The organism is Micrococcales bacterium, from assembly GCA_016703125.1.
GTDB lineage: Bacteria > Actinomycetota > Actinomycetes > S36-B12 > UBA10799 > JADKAV01.
Map to the genome: position 1 here is coordinate 41,136 of JADJCR010000005.1, position 25,224 is coordinate 66,359.

The 25,224-nt window shown below is 68.7% G+C and carries 16 protein-coding genes and 5 pseudogenes; 10 read left to right on the top strand and 11 right to left on the bottom strand.

The annotated features are described in order from the left end of the window. Positions 1–13 precede the first annotated feature (13 nt). The 4 genes and pseudogenes from IPG68_09385 to IPG68_09400 all read left to right on the top strand — a co-directional run bounded on the left by IPG68_09385 (position 14) and on the right by IPG68_09400 (position 5,408). A complete protein-coding gene (locus tag IPG68_09385; GenBank protein ID MBK6763455.1) occupies positions 14–1,099 on the top strand; it encodes a site-2 protease family protein in 1,086 nt (361 codons plus the stop codon). Continuing rightward, positions 1,026–2,104: pseudogene (locus tag IPG68_09390) on the top strand (PD-(D/E)XK nuclease family protein). The gene IPG68_09385 and the pseudogene IPG68_09390 overlap by 74 nt, the downstream one beginning before the upstream one ends. Positions 2,105–2,112: 8 nt before the next feature. Next, a complete protein-coding gene (locus tag IPG68_09395) occupies positions 2,113–2,862 on the top strand; it encodes an ABC transporter ATP-binding protein (GenBank protein MBK6763456.1) in 750 nt (249 codons plus the stop codon). Beyond that, positions 2,862–5,408, top strand: a complete 2,547-nt coding sequence (locus IPG68_09400) for an ABC transporter permease (GenBank protein ID MBK6763457.1) — start codon at positions 2,862–2,864, stop codon at positions 5,406–5,408. The genes IPG68_09395 and IPG68_09400 overlap by 1 nt, the downstream gene beginning before the upstream one ends. On the opposite strand, the gene IPG68_09405 is transcribed toward IPG68_09400, so the two are convergent. The 3 genes and pseudogenes from IPG68_09405 to pgi form a co-directional block, all read right to left on the bottom strand. Then, a complete protein-coding gene (locus IPG68_09405; GenBank protein MBK6763458.1) occupies positions 5,370–5,921 on the bottom strand; it encodes an HAD family hydrolase in 552 nt (183 codons plus the stop codon). The two genes, IPG68_09400 and IPG68_09405, sit on opposite strands and share 39 nt — an antisense overlap. A 93-nt stretch (positions 5,922–6,014) precedes the next feature. Beyond that, positions 6,015–9,463: pseudogene (metH, locus tag IPG68_09410) on the bottom strand (methionine synthase). 84 nt (positions 9,464–9,547) lie between these two features. Then, a pseudogene (gene pgi / locus IPG68_09415) lies at positions 9,548–11,097 on the bottom strand (glucose-6-phosphate isomerase). Positions 11,098–11,292: 195 nt separating this feature from the next. Between pgi and gnd the strand changes: the two are divergent. After that, positions 11,293–12,315, top strand: a pseudogene (gnd, locus tag IPG68_09420) (decarboxylating 6-phosphogluconate dehydrogenase). 76 nt (positions 12,316–12,391) lie between these two features. Here the strand turns inward: gnd and IPG68_09425 are convergent. From IPG68_09425 to IPG68_09440, 4 genes and pseudogenes are all read right to left on the bottom strand, one after another. Next, positions 12,392–13,613: pseudogene (locus IPG68_09425) on the bottom strand (cysteine--1-D-myo-inosityl 2-amino-2-deoxy-alpha-D-glucopyranoside ligase). A gap of 110 nt (positions 13,614–13,723) precedes the next feature. Beyond that, positions 13,724–14,476, bottom strand: coding sequence for an SCO1664 family protein (locus IPG68_09430; protein ID MBK6763459.1), 753 nt, complete (start codon positions 14,474–14,476; stop codon positions 13,724–13,726). After that, complete coding sequence (locus tag IPG68_09435) at positions 14,473–15,030, bottom strand: DUF3090 family protein (protein ID MBK6763460.1); 558 nt, start codon at positions 15,028–15,030, stop codon at positions 14,473–14,475. The genes IPG68_09430 and IPG68_09435 overlap by 4 nt, the downstream gene beginning before the upstream one ends. Before the next feature lie 9 nt (positions 15,031–15,039). Continuing rightward, complete coding sequence (locus IPG68_09440) at positions 15,040–15,696, bottom strand: MSMEG_4193 family putative phosphomutase (GenBank protein ID MBK6763461.1); 657 nt, start codon at positions 15,694–15,696, stop codon at positions 15,040–15,042. A 37-nt stretch (positions 15,697–15,733) separates the two neighbouring features. Between IPG68_09440 and corA the strand changes: the two genes are divergently transcribed. Next, a complete protein-coding gene (gene corA, locus IPG68_09445; GenBank protein MBK6763462.1) occupies positions 15,734–16,759 on the top strand; it encodes a magnesium/cobalt transporter CorA in 1,026 nt (341 codons plus the stop codon). Between the two features lie 6 nt (positions 16,760–16,765). On the opposite strand, the gene IPG68_09450 is transcribed toward corA, so the two are convergent. Together IPG68_09450 and IPG68_09455 are read right to left on the bottom strand one after the other, a co-directional pair. Beyond that, positions 16,766–17,584, bottom strand: coding sequence for an undecaprenyl-diphosphate phosphatase (locus IPG68_09450; GenBank protein MBK6763463.1), 819 nt, complete (start codon positions 17,582–17,584; stop codon positions 16,766–16,768). A gap of 8 nt (positions 17,585–17,592) precedes the next feature. Next, positions 17,593–18,639, bottom strand: coding sequence for an LLM class F420-dependent oxidoreductase (locus IPG68_09455; GenBank protein ID MBK6763464.1), 1,047 nt, complete (start codon positions 18,637–18,639; stop codon positions 17,593–17,595). 332 nt (positions 18,640–18,971) lie between these two features. Between IPG68_09455 and IPG68_09460 the strand changes: the two genes are divergently transcribed. Then, positions 18,972–19,952, top strand: coding sequence for an aldo/keto reductase (locus IPG68_09460; GenBank protein MBK6763465.1), 981 nt, complete (start codon positions 18,972–18,974; stop codon positions 19,950–19,952). Here the strand turns inward: IPG68_09460 and IPG68_09465 are convergent. Then, the gene (locus IPG68_09465) at positions 19,943–21,214 is read right to left on the bottom strand and encodes a phosphotransferase (protein ID MBK6763466.1); all 1,272 of its coding nucleotides are present in this window, start codon (positions 21,212–21,214) and stop codon (positions 19,943–19,945) included. The genes IPG68_09460 and IPG68_09465 overlap by 10 nt on opposite strands. Positions 21,215–21,252: 38 nt before the next feature. On the opposite strand from IPG68_09465, the gene IPG68_09470 reads away from it, so the two are divergent. From IPG68_09470 to IPG68_09480, 3 genes are read left to right on the top strand one after another with little or no spacing between them, the layout of a single operon-like run. Continuing rightward, complete coding sequence (locus IPG68_09470; protein MBK6763467.1) at positions 21,253–22,920, top strand: acyl-CoA dehydrogenase family protein; 1,668 nt, start codon at positions 21,253–21,255, stop codon at positions 22,918–22,920. A gap of 49 nt (positions 22,921–22,969) precedes the next feature. Next, positions 22,970–23,470, top strand: coding sequence for a DUF2505 domain-containing protein (locus IPG68_09475; protein MBK6763468.1), 501 nt, complete (start codon positions 22,970–22,972; stop codon positions 23,468–23,470). Continuing rightward, complete coding sequence (locus IPG68_09480) at positions 23,467–24,102, top strand: transcriptional regulator (GenBank protein MBK6763469.1); 636 nt, start codon at positions 23,467–23,469, stop codon at positions 24,100–24,102. The genes IPG68_09475 and IPG68_09480 overlap by 4 nt, the downstream gene beginning before the upstream one ends. Here IPG68_09480 and zapE read toward each other — a convergent pair. Next, positions 24,091–25,116 (bottom strand): cell division protein ZapE, encoded by a 1,026-nt coding sequence (gene zapE, locus IPG68_09485; protein MBK6763470.1) that lies wholly within the window; start codon positions 25,114–25,116, stop codon positions 24,091–24,093. The two genes, IPG68_09480 and zapE, sit on opposite strands and share 12 nt — an antisense overlap. Positions 25,117–25,224: the final 108 nt, after the last annotated feature.

Genomic DNA, 25,224 nt, shown 5'->3' on the forward strand with positions numbered 1-25,224 from the left:
TAGGCTCGGGCGTATGGGCGAAGGCGGATTGCGGTTCAGCGTTGCCGGTTTCCCGGTGGCCGTGCCGCTCGGCGGGGTGCTCGGGGTACTGCTCATCGCCTACCTCTGGGCCCCCAACTTCGCCGGACCCGGACGCAGCGGCATCGGACTGGCCGTGGTCTTCGCGGTGCTGCTGTACGCCGGCGTGCTCCTGCACGAGCTCGCCCATGCCTGGGCTGCCCGCGGATTCGGCTACCCGGTGCACGGCATCACCCTCTGGCTGCTGGGCGGCTACACCGTGTACGAGCGCAAGCTGAGCAGGCCGTGGCCGGAACTGGTCATCGCGATCGTGGGACCCGCTTCCACGCTGCTGGTCGCGGCCGGGTGCTGGCTGCTCGCCGGCGCCACCACCGGCAGCCTGTCGCTGCTGCTGGACGCCCTCGCGTGGACCAACACGCTGCTGGGGGTCCTCAACCTGCTGCCCGGGGCGCCCCTGGACGGTGGTGGCGTGGTGAAGGCCATCGTGTGGCGACTCTCGGGCTCCGAGGGCGCCGGTGCGCGTGCGGCGGGGTACGCCGGGCTGCTGATCGCCGGAGGGCTGGGCATCCTGTCCGTGATCGCCATCAGCCGCGGTGGGACGGGGATGCTGCTCACCGGGGTCCTGGCGATCTTCATCGGCTTCGGCGCTTACCAGGCACTGCAGGTGGCACGAAGCAGCACTACCCTCGACCGGGTCGCCTCACGGATTCCCCATCTCATCCGCCCCACACTGGCCGTGGCCGCCGACGAGACCCTCGGGGCGGCGCTGGGCCGGTGGGATCGCGGAACCCAGCCCGCGGTCGTGACCGTCGACAGCGAGGGCCGATTGCTGGCCGTGCTCTCCCCGCCCGCAGCCGATGCGGTACCTGCCCACCGACGCGAAGAGGTGGGCGTCGGTCCGTTCACCACGCAGGTCCCGACCGAGCAGCTCGTGGTACTCGGCGACGACCCCAGGGAACTGGTCCTGGCGATGGCCGAATCGGGTCAGTCGCTGGTCTTCGTGGTGGATGAGGCGGGCAGGCCGCTGGGCGTGTTGCTGGCTGTCGACATCAACCGCTTGCTGGAGCAGTCCCCGGGATGACCGCCGCGCCCGCCTGTGGACATTCCGGCTCGGCGTCGTACCCCGGTCGTACTGTGAGGAAGTGAGCTTGCCGGTTCCTTCAGATCCTTCCGTCACCGCCGTCCGCGACGGTGTCCGTCCGCGCGAGGTGAGTCAGCGCCGGGGTCATCCCGTGGTGGGGGCGCTGTCACCGAGCAGGGCCTCCGACTTCCTCACCTGCGCGCTGCTGTACCGCTACCGCACCATCGACCGGCTTCCCGAGCGACCGGGTGCCGCGGCGCTGCGGGGCACGCTGGTGCACGAGGTGCTGGACCGGCTGTTCGACCTTCCGACGACTGCCCGCGACGCCGATGCGGTCGTGCAGATGCTGCCGGACGCCCTGTCGGATCTGCTGGCCGCAGAGCCGGAGGTGGCCTTCGCACTGGTCGCGGACGCCCAGTGGCCGGCCGACGAGCCCCGGTCGTCCCGGACGCCGCCCGTGATCGGCTGGTCGCGGAGGCGGCGGCGCTGGTTCACTGCTACTTCGGGCTGGAGGACCCCCGCCGGGTGGAGCCCACCCACCGTGAGCAGCTGGTCGAAGCCACACTGGACGGCGATGTGGTCCTGCGCGGCTACGTGGACCGTATGGACGAGGCGGACGGCCATCTGCGGGTCCTGGACTACAAAACCGGGCGGTCCCCGGGCGAGCAATGGGAGCAGCAGGCGATGTTCCAGTTGCGCTTCTACGCGCTGCTCGTGGAACGCGCCACGGGCAAGATCCCGCAGCGGCTGCAACTGATGTACCTCGGCAACGGCGAAGTGCTCACCTACCATCCGGATGCCGATGACCTGGTTCGCTTCGAGCGGAAGTTGCAGGCGATGTGGCGAGCGATCACGCGCGCGGCCGATACCGGTGACTGGCGGCCACGGCGCTCCGGCAAGTGCAGGTGGTGCTCGTTCCAAGAACTGTGCCCGGAGTTCGGGGGAACGGCACCGCCACTGCCCGATCTGCCGGTCTTGGAGACGTCAACTACGGTGGTTCCGTGAGTGTGACCATGGCGGCGGCAGCCACTGGCCTGACCAAGATCTACGGAGAGGGTGAGGCGCAAGTCGTCGCCCTCGACCACGTGGACATCGAGATCGAGCAGGGCCGGTTCACAGCCATCATGGGCCCCTCGGGTTCCGGTAAGTCGACGCTCATGCACTGCCTGGCGGGACTCGACTCGGTCACCGCGGGCGATGTGCGGATCGGCGAGGCCGAGCTGACCAGCTTGAAGGACAAAGCCCTGACCGAGCTTCGCCGGGACAAGGTCGGTTTCGTCTTCCAGAGTTTCAACCTGATCCCGACGCTCACTGCGGCGGAGAACATCACGCTGCCCAGGGACATCGCCGGCACGAAGCCCGACCAGCAGTGGCTCGACGTCATCATCGACACCATCGGACTGCGCTCGCGGCTCACGCACAAACCCAGTGAGCTGTCCGGAGGCCAGCAGCAGCGGGTCGCCTGTGCGCGGGCGATGGCCAGCCGGCCAGCGATCATCTTCGCCGACGAGCCGACGGGCAACCTCGATTCCCGCAGTGGCGCCGAGGTCCTCGGATTCCTGCGCCGCAGTGTCGATGAGTTCGGCCAGACCATCGTCATGGTCACCCATGACCCGAACGCCGCGTCGTACGCCCAGCGGGTCGTCTTCCTGGCTGACGGCCGCATTGTGGACGAGATGCGCGATCCCACCGCCGAGCGTGTCCTGGACCGCATGAAGCGCTTCGACGTGGAGGGGAACCCGGCCGACGAGCCTGTCAGCTGATGCTGCGGGCGTCATTGCGCAACCTCGTCGCGCACAAACTCAGGCTGGCGCTGACCGCGCTGTCCATCCTGCTGGCGGTGGCGTTCATCGCCGGGACGTACGTCTTCACAGATTCGTTGCGCGCCTCGCTGGACACCCTCATCCAGCAGAACCAACCGGACGTCACCGTGCGGCCCGGCAGCGCCGACTTCTCCCGCGAGTTCGAAGGCTCCGGCCGCAACATCACGGTGCCGACCGCGCTGGTCGACCAGATCGCTGCGATCCCCGGCGTCGAGTCGGTCGTGCCGCAGGTCCAGGCCCCCAATGTGGTCGTGCTCGACGCGGATGGCAGACCACTCGGGGCGCAGGAAGGTGGATTCACCGGCGGCACCGCGATCGGTCAGGCGTGGGGGCCGCCGCAGATCAACCCCAACGAGATCGTGGCTGGGCGACCTCCCGCCGGGCCGGCGCAGGTCGCCCTCGACGAGGGTTCCGCGGAACAACTCGGCATCTCCCCCGGTGACCCGGTGACCCTGCTGGTGCCGTCAGGCCAGCGCCGGGAGTACGCGCTCAGCGGCACGACCCGGCTGCGGACCGCCGGCGGCTTCGGTGTGAGTTTCGTGTACTGGGATCTGCCCACCGCGCAGCGAGTCCTGCTCGACCCCGGGCAGGCCACCAGTCTGGCCGTCCTCGCCTCCCCCACCGCGTCGCAGGACGGACTCCAGCAGGCCATCGCACCGCTGCTCCCACCGGGCGTCGAGGCGGTGACCGGGCAACAACTGGCCGATCAGGTCTCCCGCCAGCTCGATACCGGGCTCGGCTTCCTCAACACCTTCCTGCTGGTGTTCGCCATCGTGTCCGTGTTCGTCGCCACGTTCCTCATCTACAACACCTTCTCCATGCTGGTGGCGCAGCGCACCCGGGAACTGGCGTTGCTGCGTGCCATCGGCGCCTCCCGCGGGCAGATCCTGCGCTCCATCCTGATCGAGGCGACCATGGTGGCCGTGATCGCCAGCCTGGCCGGAATCGTGGTCGGCGGGGCCGTGGCCCGCGGGCTGCAGGTGCTGTTCCAGGCCGCCGGGGCACCCTTTCCGGCGGGCGCCCTGGTCTTCGCACCGCGCACCATCGTGGTCGCCCTCGGGGTGGGTCTGCTCATCACGCTGGTCAGTGCCGTCCTCCCGGCTCGCCGGGCGAGCATCATCTCCCCCATGGCGGCGCTGCGTGACGAGCAGCCCCGGGTGCGCGGGCTCGGCCGACGGACAGTGATCGGCGGTTTCCTCATCGGTGCCGGCGCCGGATTCGCGGTGATGGCCCCACAACTGACCGATTACGGCACCACGAAAGCTGCGCTCATGGGCGGCGTGGGCGCAGCCGGCATCCTGCTGGGGGTGCTTGCGCTGGCCCCCGAACTCGCGCGGCCGGCGGTTGCGGCCATCGGTGGCGCCTTCCGCGGAGTCGTCGGCCGGCTCGCGCGCGGGAACACCCGTCGCAACCCCCGACGCACAGCAGCCACTGCCGGAGCGCTGACGATCGGGGTGTGTTTGATGTCAACCATCAGCGTGCTGGCCGCCAGCACCCAGAAGTCGGTCGCCGGCCTGGTGGACCAGGTCATCGGCGCTGACTTCGTCGTGACCGGCTACGGCTTCCAGCCCTTCTCCGGCGGCGTGGCCGACGCTGTGCGCGCCACCCCCGGCGTGCAGGATGTCGCCGTCGTGCGCCAGGCGCCGATGCGCGCTCCGGGCGCCGGCGACACCTTGTTGACCGGAGTCGACCCGCAGGACATCCAGAAGGCACTGTCGCTGACAGTGACTGCCGGGTCCTTGGACGACCTGCGCTCCGGCGATGTGGCGCTGGACACCGACACCGCGTCCCAGATCGGTGCCGGTGTGGGCACCACCATCCAGGTGCTGTCTGTGGTGGGCCCGGTCGATCTCGACGTCGCCGCCATCTACGAGGCGGCGGGCGGCTTCACAGGCTACGTCACCGATCTGCGAACGGCCCGCACCCTGGGCGCCTCCGATCAGGACAGTGTCGTCTACGTCGTGAAGGCCCCTTCGGCAGACGCGCAGGACGTCCAGACCGCGCTCGACGACGCCTTACGGCCCTACCCGAACGTGCAGGTACTCGACCAGTCGGCGTTCAAGGCCAGCATTGGCGACCAGATCGGGCAGTTGATCAACTTCCTGTTCGCCCTGCTCGTGCTCGCGGTCCTGATCGCCCTGCTGGGCATCGTCAACACGCTGGCGCTGAGCGTGTTCGAACGCACCCGGGAGATCGGGCTGCTGCGCGCCGTCGGCATGTCCACGTCCGGCATCCGGCGCACCATCGTGCTCGAGGCGTTCATCATCGCTGTGTTCGGGGCCGTGCTCGGCATGGCCGTCGGGGTGGCGTTCGGAGCGATGCTGCAGCGAGTCCTCGCCAGCGAGGGGATCGACCAGTTCGCCGTCGACACCGGTCAGTTGGCGCTGTTCCTCATCCTGGCGGCCGTCGGTGGCGTCCTGGCCGCCCTGTGGCCGGCCTGGCGCGGCTCACGCCTGCGGATCCTGGAGGCCATCGCGACCGAGTGAACCGACGGTGATGTCGCTCAGCGATTCGACCCGCCACAATCTGGGATCGTCCTGGCCCGCCATCGAGGCCCCGACGCCCACGACCAGGCATCCTGCGGCGAGCCCGCCGGCGGCCCCGGTGGGGCTGTCCTCGATCACCCAGGTGGCCTGCGGGTCGGCGCCCAGCATGTCGCATGCCCGCAGGTACGGCTGTGGGTCGGGCTTGGGCCTTTCGATCTCCGTGGAACTCACCGTCACATCGGGCTGCACGTCCATGTTGACCACGAGGAGGTCCAGCAACACCCGCCAGGAGTTGCTCACGATGGCTGTGGGGATGCCCTGCGAGCGGGCCGCGGCCAGTAGTTCCGCGCCCCCGGCATCCAGTGCGCCCGCTGGGTGGCGACCCGGTGCTCGATCTCGGTCACGAGGATCCGCGCGATGTGCCCGGGCTCGCCGCCGGTGCGCGCGGCGATGTGATCGACGACCCGTTCCAGAGGGCCACCGATGCTGTGGGTCTGATCCTCCGGTGTCCACTCGTGGCCGAAGTACGCCATGGTGTCCTGCTGGGCCGCCTCCCACAACACCTCGCTGTCCAGCAAGGTGCCGTCGAGGTCGAAGAGGATCGCGTCAGGTGGCGTTGAAATACGTCGCCTCCGGGTGGTGGAAGATGATCGCCGAGGTTGACTGCTCGGGGTCCAACTGGAACTCCTCGGACAACGTCACGCCGATCCGTTCGGCTCCCAGCAGCTCGCACAGCGGCTTCTGCTGGCTCAGATCCGGGCAGGCGGGGTATCCGAAGGAGAACCGTTCGCCCCGGTACTTCTGCTTGAGGATCTGCGCGACATCTGCGGCATCCCCGCCGGCGATGCCGAGCTCCGTGCGCACGCGGGCGTGCCAGTACTCCGCGAGCGCCTCGGTGAGCTGCACGGACAGCCCGTGCAACTCGAGGTAGTCACGGTAGGCGTTCTGCTCGAACAACACCGCGGTCTCCTGGGCGATGCGTCTGCCCATGGTGACGATCTGCAGTGCCACCACGTCGCCGTCAGGCCGCACGTAATCGCTCAGGCACAAGTGCCGGCCGCGTTTCTGGCGCGGAAAGTCGAAGCGCGCGATGTCCCGTTGCGGGTCATCGGGATCGCCGATGACCACACTGTTGCCGTCCGCTCGCGCGGGCCAGTAGCCGTAGATCACGGCGGCCTCCAGCAGTCCCTCGCTGGTGACCCGGTTCAGCCACGAGCGCAGGCGGGGATGACCCTCGGTCGCCACGAGTTCCTCGTAGTCGGGCCCGGACTTGCCGGGACTCAGGCCCCATTGACCGCGGAACAACGCACGCTCGTCCAGATACGCCACGTAGTCCTTGAGCGCTATCCCCTTGACGATCCGGTCACCCCAGAAGGGTGGGTTGGGCACGGCGGTGTCACGCGCGACGTCGGAAACGGCGTCGGGGTCCTCCGCGGCCATGGGCCGGGTGACCGTGCGTACCCGGCGCTGTCTGCGTTCCGGCAGCGCGGCACCGGGCTCGCCGCGCTTGACCGCCATCACGGAGTCCATGAGGGCCAGCCCTCGAAGGCGTCCTTGGCGTAGCGCCCCTCCCCGGCGTACACATCGGCGAGGTCCTGCTCCACGAATGCCCGCGTCAGCGCCGCGCCACCCAGCAGCACGGGCCACCGGTCGGAGACCCCGCGGGTGTTCATCTCCTCCAGGTTCTCCTTCATGATCACCGTGGACTTCACGAGCAGGCCGGACATCCCGATCGCGTCTGCGCGGGACTCCTCGGCGGCCTGCAGGATCGCCGCGATCGGTTGCTTGATCCCGATGTTGACCACGGAGTAGCCGTTGTTGGTCAGGATGATATCGACCAGGTTCTTACCGATGTCGTGAACGTCGCCCTTGACCGTGGCCAGCACGATCGTGCCTTTGCCCGACTCGTCGGACTTCTCCATGTGGGGTTCGAGGTGCGCAACCGCGGCCTTCATCACCTCGGCGCTCTGCAGCACGAACGGCAACTGCATCTGGCCGGAGCCGAACAGGTCGCCCACCGTGCGCATCCCGGCCAGCAGGACGTCGTTGATGATCTCGAGGCCGGGTCTGGCCCAACGCCTCGTCCAGGTCGGCCTGCAGCCCGTTCTCCTCGGCGTCGATGATGCGGCGCTGCAGGCGTTCGTCCAACGGCAACGCGGCCAGGTCGGCCGCGCGGCCTCGGCGCTCCGGCCGTGGCGCCCTCGAACACCGCCAGGAAGTGCTGAGCGGATCGTGCGCAGGTCCCGGCGTCGTCGTACTGGCGCCGGTCGTAGATCAGGTCGAGGGCGGCGTGCCGCTGCTCCTCGGGGATGCGGTTCAGCGGCAGGATCTTCGACGCGTGCACGATCGCGCTGGTCATGCCCGCCTCGACCAGCTCATGCAGGAACACCGAGTTGAGCACCTGGCGTGCCGCCGGTGACAGTCCGAACGAGACGTTGGAGACGCCCAACGTGGTCTGGACCCGAGGGTGTTTGCGCTTGACCTCGCGGATGGCCTCGAGCGTCTCGATGGCATCGCGACGGGTCTCGTCCTGCCCGGTGGCGATGGGGAAGGTCAGGGTGTCGACGACGATGTCCGGACCCGCATGCCCCAGTTGCCGACCAGGTCCGCGATGAGCCGCGCGGCGACGCGGACCTTCCACTCCCCGGTGCGGGCCTGGCCCTCCTCATCGATGGTCAGCGCCACCACCGCGGCACCGTGCTGCTGGACCAGCGGCATGATCCGCTGGAACCGGGATCCGGGCCCATCGCCGTCCTCGTAGTTCACCGAGTTCACGATCGCTCGCCCCCCGAGGTGCTCGAGGCCGGCACGCAGCACCTCGGGCTCGGTCGAGTCGAGCATGATCGGCAGGGTCGAGGCGGTGGCCAGACGCGACGCGAACTCGCTCATGTCGGCCGCCCCGTCCCGGCCGACGTAGTCCACACACACGTCGAGCACGTGGGCGCCGTCGGCGATCTGGGCCCGGGCGATCTCGACGCAGTCGTCCCAGGCTGGGCGAGCATCGCCTCGCGGAACCGCTTGGACCCGTTGGCGTTGGTGCGCTCGCCGATCGACAGGAACGCTGGTGTCCTGATCGAAGGGCACCGACTGGTACAGGAACGACCGAGGCCGGGGCCGCGGTCGCCGGTCCACCGGCCGCGCCGGCACCCGCTCGACCACCAGGCCCAGGTGCTCCGGGGTTGTCCCGCAGCAGCCGCCGATGAGGTTGAGGCCGTATTCGGACACGAACGTCTCGTGGGCGTCCGCAAGCTCCCCGGGGGTCAGCGGGTACGCAGCCCCGTCCGGGGTGAGTTCGGGCAGCCCGGCGTTGGGCATGCACGTCAGGTAGATGCCCGCGTGCCGGCTCAAGTAGCGGAGGTGCTCGCCCATCTCGGTGGGGCCGGTGGCGCAGTTGAGCCCGATGACGTCGATGCCCATCGGCTGCAGCGCGGCCAGGGCCGCGCCGATCTCGGAGCCCAGCAGCATCGCGCCGTTGGTCTCGACGGTGACGCTGACCAGGATCGGGATGCGCCGCTGCAGGTCGGCCATGGCCGCATGGCTGCCCAGTACCGCGGCTTTGGCCTGCAGCAGGTCCTGGCTGGTCTCGATCAGGACGGCGTCCACGCCGCCCTCGAGCATCCCGAGCACCTGCTGGGTGTACGCATCGCGCAGTGTGGCGAACGGTGCGTGGCCCAATGTGGGCAGTTTCGTGCCAGGACCCACCGAACCCAGGACGTACCGCGGGTGGTCCGCGCTGGACCACTCCCGCGCGGCGTCAGCGGCGATCTGCGCCCCGGCGCGCCAGTTCCTGGATCCGGTCGACGATGCCGTACTCGGCCAGATTGGCCCAGTTGGCGCCGAAGGTGTTGGTCTCGACGGCATCGACGCCGACGTCGAAGTACGCGCGATGCACGCCAGCGGATGACATCGGGCCGGGTGACGTTGAGGACCTCGTTGCAGCCGTCGTGCCCCTGGAAGTCGTCCAGCGTCAAGTCGTCGGCCTGCAGCATCGTCCCCGTCGCCCCGTCGGCGATGACGACACGTCGCGACAGGGCTGTCAGCAAGTCCTCAGGCATGGTGCCCCCAGCCTACGCAGCGCGCTGGGACACCCCGGTGCCGGTGGTTCGCGCGAAGCGCCGCGAGCCGTGATTCCCCGAGCGTCAGCGCTGATGCTCCCGGTAGCGGCGGGCGAGGGCTTGCGTGGAACTGTCCAGCCCGGTGTCAGCGCCGTCGCCGCTGAGCAGCGGCGCGATCTTCTTGGCCATGACCTTGCCGAGTTCCACCCCCCACTGGTCGAACGGGTTGATGCCCCACACGACACCCTGGGTGAACACGCTGTGCTCGTACAGCGCGACCAGCCGCCCAGAGCGAACGGGGTCGAGGCGGTCGGCCATGATCACGCTGCAGGGGCGGTTGCCGGGCATGACCTTGTGCTCCACCAGCTGGTGCGGTGCGCCGTCGGCCACCACCTCCTCGGCCGTCCGGCCGAACGCCAACACCGCGGCCTGGGCCAGCACGCTGGCGACCAGCAGGTCGTGGCTGGTCGCGGCCGGCAGGGGTTCACCGGCTCCGAGGAAGAAGATCACGTCGCACGGGATGACGCTCGTCCCCTGGTGGATCAACTGGTAGAACGAGTGCTGGCCATTGGTGCCCGGCTCGCCCCAGAAGATCGCGCCGGTGTCCACGCCCACCGGCTCGCCATCCAGCCGCACGGACTTGCCGTTGGACTCCATGGTCAGCTGCTGCAGATAGGCCGGGAACCGCGACAGGTACTGCTCATAAGGCAGCACGGCCACTGTCGGGCAGTCCAGGAAGTTGCGGTTCCAGACGCTGATCAGTCCCATCAGCAGGGGCAGATTGGCCGCGGGTGGTGCGGTGCGGAAGTGCTCGTCCATGGCATGGAATCCGGCCAGCATGTCATCGAAGTTGGCTGCACCGATCGCGAGCATGGTGGACAGCCCGATCGCGGAGTCCATCGAGTAGCGGCCGCCCACCCAGTCCCAGAAACCGAACATGTTGGCGGTGTCGATCCCGAAGGCGGTCACCGCCTCGGCGTTCGTGGACACGGCGACGAAGTGCTTCGCCACCGCGGCATCCTGACCCAGCCCCGCCAGCAGCCAGTCGCGGGCCGCGGCGCATTCGTCATCGTCTCCAACGTCGTGAACGTCTTGGACGAGACGACGAACAGGGTCTCCTGCGGGTCGAGGTCGATGACGGCCTCCACGAAGTCGGTGCCGTCGACATTGGACACGAACCGGAACGTCATGTCCCGGCGGGAGTAGTGCTTCAGGGCCTCGTAGGCCATCACCGGCCCGAGGTCCGATCCCCCGATCCCGATGTTGACCACGTTGCGGATGGGTTTGCCAGTGTGTCCGCCCCACTCACCGGACCTGAACCCGGTCGCTGAACGCCTTCATGCGGTCGAGCACCGCGTGGACCTCGGCGACGACATCCACGCCGTCCACCTCCAGCACGGCGTCCTGGGGCATGCGCAGGGCGACGTGCAGGACCGCACGGTCCTCGGTCACGTTGATGTGCTCGCCGGCGAACATCGCATCACGACGCCCCGGCAGGTCCCCGCGTCGGGCAAGGCCACCAGCAGGTCCACCGCTGCGCTGTGACCCCGCTGCTGGGAGTAGTCCAGGGCGAGTCCGGCTCCCTCGACGACCACTCCCCGCGAGGGCGGCTCGGTGTCGAACAGTTCGCGCAGGGTTCCGTGGAATGCGCGGCGAGGTCCTGCCAGCGGTCACGGGTCCTGCTCACTGACTGTGCTCCTCCAACGGGTCACCATCGTGCAAGCTCGCCGGGTGGCGTGTCCTACGTTCGACAGTCAATCAATGCCACGGTTTGCCCGGAAATCCTGGTGCGGTCGTCGAAGGAGTGCAGACGTGCCACGGATTCCCCGATGCAACTTGGCATGGTTGGTCTGGGTCGCATGGGGGCCAACATCGTGCGGCGGATCATGCGCGACGGGCACCAGGCCGTCGCGTACGACGTGTCCGCCGAGGCGGTGTCGGCCTTGATGTCCGAGGGTGCCGACGGTTCCACCGACCTTGCCGAGTTCGTGCAGAAGATCGACCGGCCCCGCAACGTGTGGATCATGGTGCCCGCGGGCAAGATCACCGGAGGCCGTGGTCAACGACCTCGCTGCACTCCTCGAGCCCGGCGACGCGATGATCGACGGCGGCAACTCCTACTACCACGACGACATCCGGCACTCCAAGAATCTGAAGCCGAGAAGGGCATCCACTTCATCGACTGCGGCACCAGCGGCGGCGTCTGGGGCCTGGAGCGCGGCTACTGCCTGATGATCGGCGGCGCCGACGAGGCAGCGGTCGATCGGCTCAACCCCATCTGGCAGTCGATCGCCCCGGGGGTCGGGGACATCGAACGCACGCCGGGCCGCAGCGGCGACTACACCCCCGAGGAGGAGGGCTGGCTGCACTGCGGCCCCAACGGTGCCGGCCACTTCGTCAAGATGGTCCACAACGGCATCGAGTACGGGATGATGGCGGCGTACGCCGAGGGGCTCAACATCCTGCACCACGCCGACGCCGGGATGCAGACCCGCACGGCCGACGCCGAGACCGCCCCGATGGAGAATCCGCAGTACTACCAGTTCGACATCGACACGGCGGCGGTCGCCGAGGTGTGGCGGCGCGGTTCGGTGGTCGCGTCCTGGCTGCTGGACCTCACCGCGATCGCGCTGCATGCCAGCCCGGATCTTGAGGAGTTCGGCGGGCGCGTCTCCGACTCGGGCGAGGGCCGCTGGACGTCGATGGCTGCGATCGACGAAGGGGTGCCGGCACCCGTGCTCACCGCGGCGCTGTACTCCCGGTTCGCCTCCCAGGGCAACGACGAATTCGCGAACAAGGTCCAGTCTGCGATGCGCAAACAGTTCGGTGGCCACGACGAGAAGAAGGGCTGATCGCCCACCGACCAGCGTGACAGCCCGGTTGGGCGTCCCCGGACGTACGGATCCTAGCCGCCCGGTCCCAGGAGTGTCAGGCCACCCCGAGGAATGCGTCCACGGCGCGCGACATCAACCCCGGACCGGCGGGGTCGTCGCCGCCACGCAGGTGCTGTTCCTGCGCCCACGCGTCCACCACCGACAGCGCCTGCGGGGTGTCGAGGTCGTCGGCCAGGGCTCGCGCCAATTCGGACACGGTCGCCCGCGAGGACGGTCCCGTGGGCTGCGACAGGGCGCCCGCGCCAGGTTTCCAGGCGGCGTTGCGCCTGCGTCAGCAGATCCGCCGACCAGGGCCAGTCGGCGCGGTACGACTGCGAGAGGATGGCCAGTCGGACGGCCATCGGATCCACACCCGATTCCCGCAGTTGCGACACGAAGACCAGATTGCCCAGGGACTTGCTCATCTTCTCGCCCTCGTAGGACACCATCGGCGCGTGCAGGTAGTGGCGGGCGAACGGCCACCCTTCAAGCACTTCACCTTGCGCAGCGCTCATCTCGTGGTGCGGGAAGATCAGGTCCGTGCCGCCGCCCTGCAGGTCGAAACCGGGGCCGAGCAGGTCCAGTGCGATCGTCGCGCACTCGATGTGCCACCCGGGACGCCCTGGACCCAACGGGCTGTCCCACGACGGGTGGCCCTCCCGGGGGGCCTGCCACAACAGCGGATCGACCGGGTTCGCCTTCCCGGCCCGCTCCGGGTCGCCGCCGCGCTGCCCGGAGATCTCGATCATGTCCGGATCGTCGAGGTGGCTCACGCTGCCGAAGCGCGCTGCCGATGAGACCGCGAAGTAGAGGTCGTCATCCACGGCGTACGCCGCACCGGCGTCGCGCAGTTGCACCACCCGAGCGGCGGCGTCGTCGATCGTCTCCACCGCCCCGACCAGATCCGTGGGTGGCAGCACCCGCAGGCTGACCATGTCGTCGCGGAACCGCTGGATCTCGAAGTCCGCCAACTCCTGCCAGTCCACGCCGTCCCGGGCCGCACGCTCCAGCAGGGGGTCGTCGATGTCGGTGACGTTCTGCACGTAGCGCACGGTGTGCCCGGTGCTCAGCCAGAAGCGGTGCACGATGTCGAACAGGACGTACGTTGCCGCGTGCCCGATGTGCGTGGCGTCGTAAGGCGTGATCCCGCAGACGTACATGCGCGCCTCCTGCCCAGGCGTCAGGGGTCGCACCGCCCCGGTGGCGGTGTCGAACGCGGTCAGATCGAGTTCGAAGGGGGGCAGCGCAGGAACGGTCTCAGCAGGCCAGGAACGCACGCCTCGAGCCTAACGCCGTCCGTGGCAACTGCTTGCCGAGGTGGCCCTGCATACAGAGCTGGGCGTCCTCTCACCCTGGAGAACCGACTCCATGCTGACCTGGACATGACTCAGATGATCGGCCAGGGCAACGCAGGCCAGTCCCCGGTGGGTGCCGGGAAGGTCCGGGCCTCCAGCAGTGCCTGGGCGCGCCGGACCGTGTGACGCACCTCGGCGAGGGTCAACCATTCCTCGAGTGCGTCGAAGTCCGGCAGTGCCGAGGCGAGCCGCTCGAGCAGATCGTCGGCGATCGCTGCGCCGGCCAATCCCCACAGGACTGTTCGCAGTTTCGGGTCGGTGTGGAACGTTACGCCGTGGTCGATGCCGTAGAGCCCGTGCTCGGTGCGCAGCAAGTGGCCGCCCTTGCGGTCGGCGTTGTTGTTCACGACGTCGAAGATGATGATCTGCGCCGTCGCCGTGTCATCGCGATGGGCCACCACGACCGGGCCGTCCTCGGTCTGGGCGTCCACCACGGAGATCCATCCCGGCGGCACCTGGTTGGGCGGGAAGACCCCGAGGTCGACCGACCCCCCGACCCACTCCTGCACGATCCCGGCGCCGGCTGGACCGTGCTCACGCCATGCTGTGACGGGGACCAGGCCCCAGCCGAGGAGTCCGTCAAGCACCGCCGCGGCTTTCTCCCGGCGGCATAGGGTTCCGGACGGGAAGTCCCACAGCGGCCGCTCCCCCGCCTGCGGCTTGTACACCACCCGGACCGGACCGTCCGGAGCGTCGACGCTGCACAGCAGAGCGTTGTTCGAGGAGTCCGGAAGCCGGCCCAGCACGTGCAGCGGGGCATCGCGCAGGAGCGCCTCGCGGTTCATGCCAGGTTGCGGCGGTAACCGTTGGCGCGCGGACAGATGTGGCCGTCGGGGTCGATGGGAAGGTGGCAGAAGGGGCACTGCGGCCGGCCAGCCGCCACGACCCGGGCCGTACGGATGGAGAAGGCCAAGGCATCGATCGGGGTCAGCCGGATCCGCAGAGTGTCCGGACCGTCGCCGGTGTCGTCACCGATGTCCGGCACGTCGTCGCTGTCCGATTCTGCGTGCGCCTCGATGATCACTGATTCGTCGGTCGGGTCCCAGCCGATCCCCATGGACGCGACCCGGAACTCCGGTTCGATGGGCTGGTCGAGCGGTTCGGTGTCGACGAGTTCCTCATCGGCGTCGTCGGGCACTTCGACGCCCGACCGGCGGACCTGGTCGAGCAACTCGATCACCTTCTCCGCCAGCACCGACGCCTGTTCCTTCTCGCACACCACGGTCACGGGGGCGGCGCTGTCGGCGACCTGTAGGAAGAACGTGCGGTCACCGGGCTGCCCAACCGTGCCGACGACGAACCGCCGCGGGTGCGCGAACGACAGAATCCGACGAGTCACGGCCCGACCCTACTGTGTGTCGCGGCCACCGACGACCGCGTCGGAGTCTTCTGCTGGCGGTTTACGCGCAAGGCGTATCGCACCGGTGTCGTTGAGTTTCTCCACGAACGGCCGGCGTGCGGTGTAGTGGATGACGCTCACGGACGCGGTGTCGACGACGATCCGCTGGAAGTGGTCGAAGTGCACGCCGAGGGCATCGGCCACCACAGCCTTGATGATGTCGCCATGGGTGACGATCCACACGAAACCCTCGGGGTTCTCCCGGACCAATTGACGGACCCGATGGGTTGCCCGATGGGCCATCTGCGCCATCGTCTCCCCGGCCGGGAACTCCGCGGCGCTGGGCTGCCATTGCACGATCTCCCACGCCGGCTCGGTGGCCAGCTGGCTGAGCGCCGCACCGCTCCAGTCCCCGTAAACGCATTCGGCGAAGGCCTCGTCGACGCCTGCCACAGCCCGGCCGGCAGCGGCCATTTCGGCGGTCTGCAGCGCGCGTGGCTGCGGGCTGCTGATCAGCAGATCGAGTGGAACCTCGGCGAGCCGGTTGGCCAGGTCCAGTGCCTGATCGCGACCGGTGTCGTCAAGGGGCGAGTCGCTGCGGCCGGCCAGCACCCCCTGGGCGTTGGCGGTGGAACGGCCATGCCGGATGAGCAGAACGGTTGTCACGTGGCCCAGGATAGGGGCGTTGGGGCAGACTGCGGTTGTGATCCGTGGCATGGGTGTGTACCTCGACGGCCGATTGGCCGACACCGACCACCAACGGGGACTGCACGGCGAGATCCCCGGCGATGCGACGATGCTCACCGCGGAACTGACCGACCTGTACGCCAAGGCCTGCGCCCAGCCCCGGCAATTCGTGTGGATCGGGCTGTTCGAACCCTCCCGAGCCGAACTCGCGCTCGTGCAGCGGGTCTTCGATCTTGACCAGTTGCAGGTCGACGACGCAGCGAACCACCAGCAGCGGCCGAAGGTGGAACTCGGCGAACGGTCCGCGCTGGTGATCCTCAAACTCCTGAGCTACTACGAGCAGACCTCCGACGTGGAGACCGGCCAGATCTCGATCTTCGTCGGGGAGCACTTCATCATCACCGTGCGCTTCGGTCCGTTGGGCGAACTCACGGCGATCCGGCGCCGGCTGGAGACCGACACCGAGATGCTCAGCCAGGGTCCGCTGTCCGTGGCGCACGCGATCATGGACGCCACCGTGGACGGCTACATCGCAGTGGCCGACGAGGTCAATCGCGACGTCGAACAGCTGGAGGAGTCGGTGTTCTCACCGCAGCGCACCAATGACGCCGAAGGGATCTACCGGGTCAAGCGTGAGAACCTCGAGATGCGCCGCGCAGTCGCGCCGCTCGTCCCGATCGCCCACGCCCTGGTCCGCGACGATGTCCTCGACATCCCCGCGGGATTGCAGCCCTTCTTCCGCGACCTCGGCGATCATGTGTTGCGCGTCGCCGATCTGGCGGAGACGAACGACCAGTTGCTCATGACCTTGCTGATGGCATCTACGTCGCGTCAGGATCTCCAGCAGAACGCCGACATGCGCCGGATCAGCGCCTGGGTGGCCATCGCCGCCGTGCCCACGATGATCGCCGGGATCTACGGCATGAACTTCGACACGATGCCCGAACTGCGCTGGCGTTTCGGCTACCTGCTGGTGCTCGCGGTGATGGGCGGCGCGTGCTTCAGCATGTACCGGGCGTTCCGGCGATCCGGTTGGCTCTAACTGGAGTCACGCCGCGATGACGCCGGTGCCGAGAAGCACCAGCACCAGCGAGCCCAGCGCGATCCGGTAGATCACGAACGGCAGGAACGAGCCGTGGGAGACGTAGCGGATGAGCCAGGCGATCACGGCGTAGCCGACGCCGAACGCCACCACCGTGGCCAGGATGGTCGGACCCCAGGCCACCGCGGTGTCACCCCCGATCTTGGTCGCCTCATATACCCCCGAGACGAGCACGGCAGGGATGGCGAGCAGGAAGGCGTAGCGGGTGGCTGACGGTCGGTCGAAGCCGAGCAGCCGACCGGTGCTGATCGTGGCGCCGGAGCGGGAGACCCCGGGGATCAGGGCCAGCGCCTGACCGAAGCCGTAGATGATGCCGGTGCGCACGGTGAGATCGTCGAGCGTCTTGTCCTGTTTGCCCCAGCGATCGGCCGCCCCGAGCACCAGCCCGAAGACGATGAGGACCGTGGCCACGAGGTACAGGTTGCGCGCCGCGGTCTCGATCTGGTCGCTGAAGGCATACCCGAAGACGCCGATCGGGATGGTTCCCAGAATGACGTACCAGCCCATCCGGGCATCGATGCTGCTGCGCAGTGCCGGGTTGGTCAACGACCGGGTCCACGTGCTGATGATCCGCCAGATGTCCTTGCGGAAGTACACGAGTACGGCGGTCTCGGTGCCTAACTGGGTGACGGCGGTGAACGCAGCGCCGGGATCGCCCCACCCGACCAGCGTGCTCACGATGAGCAGATGCGCGCTCGAGGAAATCGGTAGGAATTCCGTCAGCCCCTGCACGATCCCCAGGATCAGTGCCTCCAGGTAGCTGATCGAGGGCATCAGGCCAGCCCGGCGGCTTCGACCACCTCTGCCATTGTCCGCAGGGTCTGCAGGCGCTCTTCCAGGCTGCCCGCGTACGTGGCGACCGTCAGTGTCGTCACGCCGGCGTCCGCGTAGGCCTGCAGGCGGTCCCGGACCCGTTCCGGCGGACCGATCAGGGCGGTCTTGTCGATGAAGTCCAGCGGGACCGCTGCCATCGCCCCGAGCTGGTCCTTTGACAAGTATTTGTCCTGGATGTCGATGGCGGCTTCTTCGTAACCCATGCGGCAGGCCAGGCGGTTGTAGAAGTTCTTCTCCCGGCTTCCCATGCCGCCGATGTACAACGCCGAGTAGGCGCGCACCGGCATGGCGCAGGCCTCGAGATCGTCGCCGAACACGACTGGCACGGTGGGGACCACGTCGAAGCCCTCGAGGGTCTTGCCCACCTTCTGCCTGCCAGCCTCGACGTGGCTGAGCAGTTCCGGGGCGTACTCGGGGCTGTAGAAGATGGCCAACCAGCCGTCGAACATTTCGCCGGTGAGTTCGAGGTTCTTCGGCCCGATCGCGGCGAGGTACGTGGGGATGTGCTCGCGGACCGGGTGCACGGTCAGTGTCAGTGCCTTGCCGGGCCCGTCGGGCAGCGGGAGGGTGAAGAACTCGCCGTCGTACTGCAGGCGTTCGCGGCGCAAGGCCTTGCCGACGATCTCGGTGTACTCCCGGGTGCGGGCCAGGGGCTTGTCGAAGCGCACTCCGTGCCAGCCCTCGGACACCTGCGGGCCGGAGACGCCCAGACCGAGGCGGAAACGGCCCCCGGACAGCGTGTCCAGGGTGGCCGCCGTCATCGCGCAATTGGCCGGGGTGCGCCCGGGGATCTGGAAGACCGCGCTACCGATGTCGATCTGCTCGGTCTGGGCAGCCACCCAGGCCAGCACCGTCGGCGCGTCGGACCCGTACGCCTCGGCCACCCAAGCCACCGCGTACCCGAGGCGATCGGCCTCCCGTGCCAGTGCCAGGTTGTCTGCGTCGTTGCCGGCGCCCCAGTACCCCAGATTCACTCCAAGTTTCATGGCCGGAGCCTAACGCGGCCGTGGCTGTGGGCCCACGGGGGCCGGGTGCGTGGGTCCCGGCCGCTACCCCGGAGCGATCCGGAAACCCGGGAGCCCCCGGTGGCGGTGGTTCCCCGCGGTCGCGGGGCTCAGCCCTACCCGGGAGCGATCCGGACACCGGGGAGCGATCCAACCGTGCAGAATGTCTCCCCGATGTCCGTACCTCTCCCCGGTACAAATGCCGCGCGCGCCCATGGGGCATGGGGCGATCAACCGGACCCACCGGACACGAATCCCACCCCGACCGTCGCGAGACCCGCAGCATCGACGTCCCTCTCGGCTACGGTTTGCACGTGGAGATCCGATCGGTCGGCCGCAGCGGCCTGCAGGTGAGCCGCATCGCGCTGGGCACCATGACCTGGGGACGGGACACCGACGAGCACGAGGCCTCGGAGTTGCTCGACCTGTTCCTGGGCGAGGGCGGCACGCTGGTGGACACCGCCGATGTCTACGCCGACGGTGAGTCCGAGAAGATCCTCGGTCGGCTCCTGGTCGACAGCGGCAGGCGGGATGCGGTCGTGCTGGCGACCAAGGCCGTGTCCCGGCCAACGACGCAGCGTCGTTTCGACGCCTCCCGCGGCCACCTGCTCAACAGCCTCGACGGCTCACTGCGCCGGCTCGGCGTCGACCACGTCGACTTGTGGCAGTTGCACGCGTGGGATCCGTTGACCCCCATTGAAGAGACACTGGCGGCCGTGGACCATGCCGTGACCAGCGGCAAGGTCCGCTACGTCGGCGTCAGCAACTACGCGGGCTGGCAGACCGCCCACGTGGCGACCTGGCAGCGTGCCGTGCCGGGGCGGGTGGTCCCGGTGTCCACCCAGGTGGAGTACTCCCTGCTGCAGCGCGGGGTCGAGCGGGAGGTCGTGCCCGCCCTGCGGGCCCACGGGATGGGCATGATCGCTTGGTCGGCACTTGGTCGCGGGGTGCTGACGGGCAAGTACCGCTCGGGGATCCCCGCGGACTCCCGCGCCGGCAATCCCGCTTTCGCCAGTTTCGTCCAGCCGTATCTCACTGACGCGGCCCGTCGCATCGCCGATGCCACCGCAACCGCGGCCGAAGGACTGGGGGTCAGTCCCTCGGAGGTGGCGTTGGCCTGGCTCCGCGACCGCCCGGGCGTGACGGCGGCGCTCGTCGGGGCTCGTACGGTCGCACAACTGCGCACAGCCCTGGCCAGCGAAGAACTGGAGATCCCGGTGCAGATAGAACAGGCCCTCACCGACGTGTCCGCGCCCCCGATGTCCTACCCGGAGTACGGCTGGAATCAGCGCTGAAGCCCTGCCAGATCCGCTAGTCCCGCCAGCGGGATCCCCACCCAGTCCGGTCGGTTGCGCTGCTCGTACACGGCCTCGTAGGCGGCCTTGTCCACCAGATACGCCGTGAAGAGGACGGAGTGCGCTGCCGGATCGGCACCCCCAGCGGCGGTGTACCCCGCGAGGAACTGATCCTGCGCCTGTCGCCACCGGCGGCCGCTCTCCCCCGCGACGTAGGCGTACGACCTGATCATTGCCGCGACGTCACGCAACGGGTGGTCGAAGACCCGACGTGACTCGGCCGGCCCGCCGGGCTCACCTTCGAAGTCGAGCACCAGCCACCCATCGTCGGTGTGCAGAACCTGGCCCAGGTGCAGATCGCCGTGGACCCTCTGGACCCGCACATCGGCCAGGCCCGCGACGCGATCGATGACCTCGTGCAACGGGCCCGCCATCTGCTGCATCTGCGGCACGGTCTGCACCGCCAAAGCCAGGCGCGCGGCCATCCGTGCCGCCAGTTCGGACGCCGCGACTGTGCGCACTCCGAATGCCTGCACCAGGTCCTGGTGGACCCGCGCGACGGCCGCACCCAGCGCGTACGACTCCGGTCCGAATCCCTCCGCCTGATGTACCAGATGCCAACCGTCCACAGACCCCGGGTAGTACCGCTGCACGAGGGCGAGGTCGCCGGTGACGGCCTCGCCTGTCCGTAAATCCCGCCACGTGCCGGCCACCCACCCGAGCACCTCGCCGATGTTCGGGCATCCCACGTGTGACAGGGCGGCCTGGACCTCGATGTCCGGGTTGGGTCCGGGGGTCAGCAGCCGGAAGAACTTCACGAAGACCTCGTCGCCGAAGATCCCCGAGGTGTTGCTCTGCTCCACCGACAGAAGGTGGTACGTGCCGAGATGATCGGGCGCCCGCAGCCATCGGGTCACCAGCGGCTGCTCGCCCACGACGGCGGCGCTGATCGGGGTTTGCTCACCTGCCGCCAACAGCGCCTGCACCACCTCGGCATGGGCCAGCCCGTCGTGGACGAAACCGTGGCCGACCCGGCCGATGAGGCTGTCGGCATGTCGACGATCCGCGAACAGGACCGGCACCTGGTACACCTGCGGCAGGCCGTTCGCTGTCACGGCCAGGATCACCTGTTCCCCGCTGCTCAGCGGCACCCGTGAAAGGACCTGCGGGTCGGTGAGACGGGCGTCCTTCGCGGCGAACCAACGACGGCTGCGCAACCAGGGCACCAGCACATCGAGCAGTTGTTCGTCGGACAGGGTCACGTCCGGCAGTGTGCCGCACTCACGCGTGCATTCGCATCATGATCCGGCGAGGCATCCGGCGGGTCTACGGTGGAGGGGTGAGCACGCACACTGTCACGAACCAGCCCCCGATGCTGGTCCACAACGCCTTCGCCGACGACGACGCCCTGCGCGAGGCGGTTGCTGCTTTCGGGGGCGATCCCGGTGATCCCGACCTGCTGGAACTCGGCGCCCTGGCCGGTTCGGAACAGGCCCGCGAATGGGGCCGTCTGGCCAACGAGTACGCGCCGGTGCTGCGGACCCATGACCGGTACGGCAACCGGATCGACGAGGTCGAGTTCCACCCGTCGTGGCACGAACTGATGACCGTGGCCGTCCGGCACGGTCTGCACGCCGCCCCCTGGAGCGCCGACGACAAGGCCGCACATGTCAAGCGCGCCGCTGGCTTCCTCACCTGGTCACAGGCCGAAGCCGGTCACGGGTGCCCGATCTCGATGACCTATGCCTCGATCCCCGCACTGCGCGTCGATCCCGCCCGGGCGGCCGTGTGGGAGTCCGGTCTGGCCAGCCGCGAATACGACTTCGGGCTGCGCACGCCAGCGGACAAGCGAGGGTTGATCGCAGGCATGGCCATGACCGAGAAGCAGGGCGGCTCGGACGTGCGCACGAACACCACGGTCGCCGCCGAAGTCGGTGATCACTATGTGCTCACCGGGCACAAGTGGTTCTGCTCCGCGCCGATGAGCGACGTGTTCCTCGTCCTGGCCCAGGCACCGGGCGGCCTGACCAGCTTCATCGTGCCGAGGGTGCTGCCCGATGGCACGCGCAACGTCTTCGAGATCCAGCGGTTGAAGGACAAACTCGGCAACCGGTCGAACGCCTCCAGCGAGATCGAGTTCGATGGCACGTGGGCGCAGCGTCTCGGCGACGAGGGCCGCGGGGTGCGCACGATCGTGGAGATGGTGTCGGCCACCCGGCTGGACACGGTTCTGGGCTCGACGGCGCTGATGCGCAAGGCGCTGTCCGAAGCGGTGTGGCACGCCGGCCATCGGGAGGCCTTCGGAGCGACCCTGATAGACCAACCGCTGATGCGGCAGGTCCTGGCGGACATGGCGCTTGAGGTGGAGGCAGCCACGTGGCTGGGCCTGCGCCTCGCCCACGCCGTGGACGCCTCCCAGGCCGGTTCCAGTGAGCAGGCCGCGCTGCGCCGCATCGCCTTGCCCATGTCGAAGTACTACGTGTGCAAGCGGGCGCCGGGGCTGACGTTCGAGGCGATGGAGTGCCTCGGGGGCGTCGGCTACGTCGAGGAGACCGGAATGCCGCGGCTGTACCGCGAGGCGCCGGTGAACTCGATCTGGGAGGGTTCGGGCAACGTCAACGCCCTGGACCTGTTGCGCGCGATCGCTCGCAATCCGGAGAGCCTGGACGCCTACCTGCAGGCACTGGCGCCGGCGGCCGGATGCGACGAGGCTTTCGACACGCAGTTGCGCGACGTGCTCAACGCGCTGGCCCAGAACCCGGCCGGGGCACCCGCCCGCGCGCGCTGGCTGGCCGAGCGGATGGTGCTGCTGCTGCAGTCAGCCCTGTTGGTGCAGCACGCCCCCAGTGCCGTGTCCGACGCCTTCATCGCCACCCGGCTGCGGCAGTCCGCGGGCACCTACGGTGTCGTCGATCTCGGCGCACAGGATGTGGCCGCGATCCTGGAGCGCGCTGGCGTCGCTGGCTGATCTGCGCCGATACACGCCAGTGACCGCCGCATAGGGCAGGATCGGGTCTATGCCCGCTCAGATCGACGAGGTGCAGTTCTACGAGGCGCCGCCCGAGACCGTGTTCGCCATGCTCGCCGACGAGGAGTTCATCGTCCACAAGAGCACCCAGAGCGGCTCGTTGGACGTGTCGGCCAGCGTCGAATCCGACGGTGACGAGTACCGCATCCACAACCGCCGAGTCATGCCGGCCAAGGTGCCCGGCTTCGTCAAGAGGTTCCTGGGTGACACCATCCCGCTGGATGAGACCCAGACGTGGGGACCGGCCGCCGAGGACGGCTCGCGGGAGGCGCAGTTCACCCTGGACTTCGACGGCCAGCCGATGAGCTTCGGGGGCACCATCACGCTGCGACCGCAGAACGGCGGGACCGCGGTGGAGACCAAGGGTCCGATCAAGTGCACGGTGCCGTTCCTCGGTGGGCGGATCGAGAAGTTCGCCGCGGAGTGGATCAGCAAGTACCTGAACAAGGAGCAACGCGTCGGCGCCGCCTGGCTCGCCGACCAGGAATGAGCCGGCCGTCGCCGGTCGAACTGCTCACCGTGCACGCGGTGCGCCTGCTCGGCGTGGCAGAGTCCGAGGCCGTGGCTGCACGATTCGGCCTGGATCGGGAAACCACCTCGGAACTGCTGCTCGACTTCGAGGCCGTCGGCTGGATAAAACACAGTCGTTTCGCGGGATCAGGTGGGTGGAGCCTCACCGATGCCGGTCGGCGGGCAGGCGAGCAGATGCTGCGCGACGAACTCGATGCCGCGGGTGCGCGGGGCGTCGTCGAGAGCGCCCACGCCCACTTCGAGCCGGTCAACTCCCGTTTCCAAGAGACTGTCACCCGGTGGCAGGTCCGGCCCACGCAGGCGGACCCGTTGGCGATCAACGACCATACGGATTTCCGGTGGGACGATCGTGTGATCGCCGACCTCGGCTCCCTCGTGCGCAGGGTGGTTCCGGCGTGCGACCAGCTGCGCGGGTCCTTGGCGAGGTTCGACGGCTACTCGAAGCGTCTGGAGTCAGCCATCGCACTGGCCCGCGACGGCGAGGTGCGGTGGATCGACGAGGTGGGCCTCGATTCGTGCCACGCGATCTGGTTCGAGCTGCACGAGGACCTGCTGGCCACCACGGGCCGGACCCGTGCCTCACATCCGTGAGCGGTCGCCCACCAACTGCGCCAGCGCCGACAGTCGTGACAACGAGCGGAAGTACTTCTTGCGATAGCCGCCCCTGAGCATCTCCGGGCTGAAGATCGCGCCGAGTGACTCCCCCGCGGCGGCCACCGGGACGTCGTTGTCGTAGAGGCGGTCGACCAGCACCACGAGGCGCAGGGCCACGTCCTGCGTGATCAGCTGATGCACACCGGTGAGGCCGACCAGCGGTATCCCGTCCACAAGGCGTGCGTACTTCGACGGGTGCACGCGGGAGAGGTGCTCACACACGGCGTCGAACCGGTCGAAAGTTGCGCCCGGGGTGGCTGACACGAGTGCGAACACCTCGTCTTCGGCGCGGGCAGGCGGCGCAGTCGGCACGCCACGATGCCGGTAGTCCACACCGTCGATGCGGATCACGTCGAAGTGCGCCGAAAGCCCTTGGATCTCGCGCAGGAAGTCGTCGGCGGCGAACCTGCCCTCGCCGAGGGCGTCAGGCAGCGTGTTGGAGGTCGCGGCGAGTCGGACACCGCGCTCGGTGAGTGCCATGAGCAGCGAACTCATCAGCACCGTGTCGCCGGGATCGTCGAGTTCGAACTCGTCGATGCACACCAGGGACAGGCTGGACAGTGCCTCGACCGCTCCTGCAAAACCCAAAGCCCCAACGAGATGTGTGTACTCGACGAACGTGCCGAAGGCCTTCGACCCCTCCGTGGCGTGCCAGATCGAGGCCAGCAGGTGGGTCTTGCCCACCCCGAAGCCGCCGTCGAAGTAGATGCCGGGACGTGCCTCGGCGGGAGCCGCCCGGCGCAGCCATCCGCGGCGCCTGGGCTGGCCGGCCGCGGCCACGAAGGCGCGGGCGCCGGCGACCGCTGCCGCCTGACTGGAGTAGTAGGGATCCGGACGGTATGAGTCGAAGCTCACCTGCCCGAAGTGCGGTGGCGGGACCAGCCCGGCCACGAGATCCTGCGCGGCCACGTCGGGCACGATTTCGCACAGACTCTTGGCCACGTCAGGAATCTACGCGCTGGCCGGCGAGCGGGGAGGATGCAGGTCCGGGGTTGGCACGCTCCACGACGTTCGACGGGGAGGGCATTCCCCCGCGGCGCTCCGGGTCGACGGCGGGCC

Excerpts from the sequence above, each read along its gene's own strand:
- IPG68_09385 (MBK6763455.1), top strand. The coding sequence starts at position 14 with ATGGGCGAAGGCGGATTGCGGTTCAGCGTTGCCGGTTTCCCGGTGGCC.
- IPG68_09395 (MBK6763456.1), top strand. The coding sequence starts at position 2,113 with ATGGCGGCGGCAGCCACTGGCCTGACCAAGATCTACGGAGAGGGTGAG.
- IPG68_09400 (MBK6763457.1), top strand. The coding sequence starts at position 2,862 with ATGCTGCGGGCGTCATTGCGCAACCTCGTCGCGCACAAACTCAGGCTG.
- IPG68_09430 (MBK6763459.1), bottom strand. The coding sequence starts at position 14,476 with ATGAACCGCGAGGCGCTCCTGCGCGATGCCCCGCTGCACGTGCTGGGC.
- IPG68_09455 (MBK6763464.1), bottom strand. The coding sequence starts at position 18,639 with ATGAAACTTGGAGTGAATCTGGGGTACTGGGGCGCCGGCAACGACGCA.
- IPG68_09470 (MBK6763467.1), top strand. The coding sequence starts at position 21,253 with ATGATCCGGCGAGGCATCCGGCGGGTCTACGGTGGAGGGGTGAGCACG.
- IPG68_09475 (MBK6763468.1), top strand. The coding sequence starts at position 22,970 with ATGCCCGCTCAGATCGACGAGGTGCAGTTCTACGAGGCGCCGCCCGAG.
- IPG68_09480 (MBK6763469.1), top strand. The coding sequence starts at position 23,467 with ATGAGCCGGCCGTCGCCGGTCGAACTGCTCACCGTGCACGCGGTGCGC.